Annotated in this window: 4 protein-coding genes; all 4 read right to left on the bottom strand. The window is 44.2% G+C overall.

The window, feature by feature from the left end; translation table 11 throughout:
* Positions 1–290 (bottom strand): phosphatidylcholine/phosphatidylserine synthase (locus A3763_RS14770; RefSeq protein WP_369823116.1); only part of this gene is annotated, 290 nt, incomplete at its 3' end.
* A 96-nt stretch (positions 291–386) separates the two neighbouring features.
* Positions 387–1,397, bottom strand: coding sequence for a ketol-acid reductoisomerase (gene ilvC / locus A3763_RS14765; RefSeq protein WP_068510906.1), 1,011 nt, complete (start codon positions 1,395–1,397; stop codon positions 387–389).
* A 67-nt stretch (positions 1,398–1,464) separates the two neighbouring features.
* Positions 1,465–1,956, bottom strand: coding sequence for an acetolactate synthase small subunit (ilvN, locus tag A3763_RS14760; protein ID WP_068510904.1), 492 nt, complete (start codon positions 1,954–1,956; stop codon positions 1,465–1,467).
* Positions 1,957–1,959: 3 nt separating this feature from the next.
* Positions 1,960–2,608: thiamine pyrophosphate-dependent enzyme (locus tag A3763_RS14755; protein WP_231872207.1), on the bottom strand; the 649-nt coding region annotated here is incomplete at its 5' end.

Genomic DNA, 2,608 nt, shown 5'->3' with positions numbered 1-2,608 from the left:
GCAACCATATCGACCAAACTATCGTACTCTGCACCAAAAGCGCTCTGCGTATTCGTCATACGCGCCACACGACCATCTAAGCCATCCAGAATCATTGATATAAAGATGGCAATTGCTGCATTATCAAAATGACCATTCATAGCAGCGACGATCGCATAGAATCCAGAAAACAACGAAGCTGTTGTAAACAGGTTCGGCAACAGATAGATCCCTCGCCCCAGCTTTGAACGATGAGCCGGCGACTCGCTCACCTCTTCCTTTTCTACATCACCCTGCTTTTCTGAATTCATATCACTCATCATCAACTCTCATCATTAAACATAAAAAAACGGCTCTCTGGAAAAACCAGAGAGCCGCCTTATCTTACCTGCAAAAACAACTAATGTTTAGTTTTTGCTCTTATCAACAATCTTGTTAATCCATGGCATCATCTTACGAAGCTCACCACCAACCTGCTCGATTGGGTGCGCAGCATTGTTACGACGGTACGCAGTCATTGAAGGATAGTTTGTTGCACCCTCTGAAATGAACATTTTCGCATACTCACCATTCTGAATACGCTTAAGCGCATTACGCATCGCTGCACGAGACTCTTCGTTAATAACTTCTGGGCCCGTTACATACTCGCCGTATTCAGCATTGTTTGAGATTGAGTAGTTCATATTGGCGATACCGCCTTCATACATAAGGTCTACGATCAACTTCAATTCATGCAAACATTCGAAGTAAGCCATTTCAGGCGCATAACCCGCTTCAGTAAGCGTTTCAAAACCCATCTTAACCAACTCAACAGCACCACCACAAAGAACAGCCTGCTCACCGAACAAGTCAGTTTCAGTTTCATCTTTGAAAGTTGTTTCGATAATGCCCGTACGACCACCACCTACACCTGAAGCGTAAGATAGCGCAACATCTTTAGCCTTACCCGTTGCATCCTGATAGATAGCGATTAAGTCTGGAATACCACCGCCCTTCACAAATTCTGAACGAACCGTGTGGCCCGGCGCTTTTGGAGCGATCATGATAACATCAAGATCGGCACGAGGCACAACCTGGTTATAATGAATAGCAAAACCATGAGCAAATGCTAGAGTAGCACCCTGCTTAATGTTTGGCTCAATTTCTTCTTTGTACAAAACAGACTGAAACTCATCTGGAGTCAAAATCATTACTACATCAGCACCAGAGACAGCCTCAGCAACCGGCTTAACAGTCAAACCATGCGCTTCCGCTTTCGCTACAGAAGAAGAATTTGCACGTAGACCAACCGTTACATCAACACCAGAATCTTTCAAGTTACAGGCATGAGCATGACCTTGCGAACCATAACCAATAATTGAAACTTTCTTACCTTTAATGATCGATAGATCACAATCTTTATCGTAATAAACCTGCATGACAATCCTCTACTTTTCTCTTGTCGAAATAAATCGACGCTTAATTAAAATTTTACTAAACAACACGCTATAGACTTAGCACTTTCTCGCCACGCGCAATACCTGAAACACCCGAACGAACCACCTCGAGCACACTTCCTTCAGCTATCGAAGCAATAAATGCATCCAACTTGTCGCTATTACCTGTGATCTGTACCGTATAGGCAGAACTAGTAACATCCACTATCTGACCACGAAAGATATCAACACAACGCTTAATCTCTGCTCTTTGAGAGCCCGCTGCCTTAATCTTAACCAACATCAACTCGCGCTCTATATGAGCACCTTCCGTCAGATCAACCAGCTTCACCACTTCAACCAACTTGTTTAGCTGCTTGGTAATCTGCTCAATGACCTTGTCGGAGCCTGAAGTTGTAACCGTTAAACGAGACAGCGTACCATCATCCGTCGGCGCAACAGTTAATGTCTCGATATTATAATTTCGCTGTGAAAACAGCCCTACAACACGCGACAGAGCTCCCGGCTCATTCTCTAACAAAACTGAAATTATTCGACGCATGGCTTAAGTCCTCTCCGTTTTGCTTAACCACATGTCATTCATAGATCCGCGCGCAATTTGCATCGGATAAACATGCTCTTTCGGATCAACATAAACGTTGATGAAAACCAAACGATCTTTCATCGCAAAAGCCTTCTCCATCGTCGTATCCAGCTCGCTAAGTTTAGTGACAGTCAAACCAACATGACCATATGATTCCACCAACTTAGTAAAATCTGGCAAGGACTCCATATACGAATGAGAGTGGCGCGATTCATAATTCATATCCTGCCACTGCTTAACCATCCCTAAAGCCTGATTGTTCAGTATTAAAACCTTCACCGGCAAGTCATATTGCTTACAGGTCGACAGTTCCTGAATATTCATCTGAATACTGCCTTCACCCGTTACGCAGACAACCTCCTCATTAGGATAATGAAGCTTTATCCCCATTGCCGCTGGCAAACCAAAACCCATCGTCCCTAAACCACCAGAGTTAATCCAACGATTTGGCTTATCAAATTTATAGTACTGAGCTGCAAACATCTGGTGCTGCCCGACGTCAGAACAAACGTAAGCATCACCTTTCGTCGCTCTATACATCGCCTCGATCGCTTGTTGCGGTTTAATGCTTTCCTCGGTCGAAGGGTCGTAGCGACCACCGTGACGAGCA

The organism is Oleiphilus sp. HI0128, assembly GCF_001635365.1.
Note: the sequence above shows the minus strand (reverse complement) of the source record. Positions and strands in the feature narration are given on the sequence as shown.

What these genes read in the sequence shown, in the direction of transcription:
- ilvC (WP_068510906.1), bottom strand. Translation starts at nt 1,397, where the DNA reads ATGCAGGTTTATTACGATAAAGATTGTGATCTATCGATCATTAAAGGT.
- ilvN (WP_068510904.1), bottom strand. Translation starts at nt 1,956, where the DNA reads ATGCGTCGAATAATTTCAGTTTTGTTAGAGAATGAGCCGGGAGCTCTG.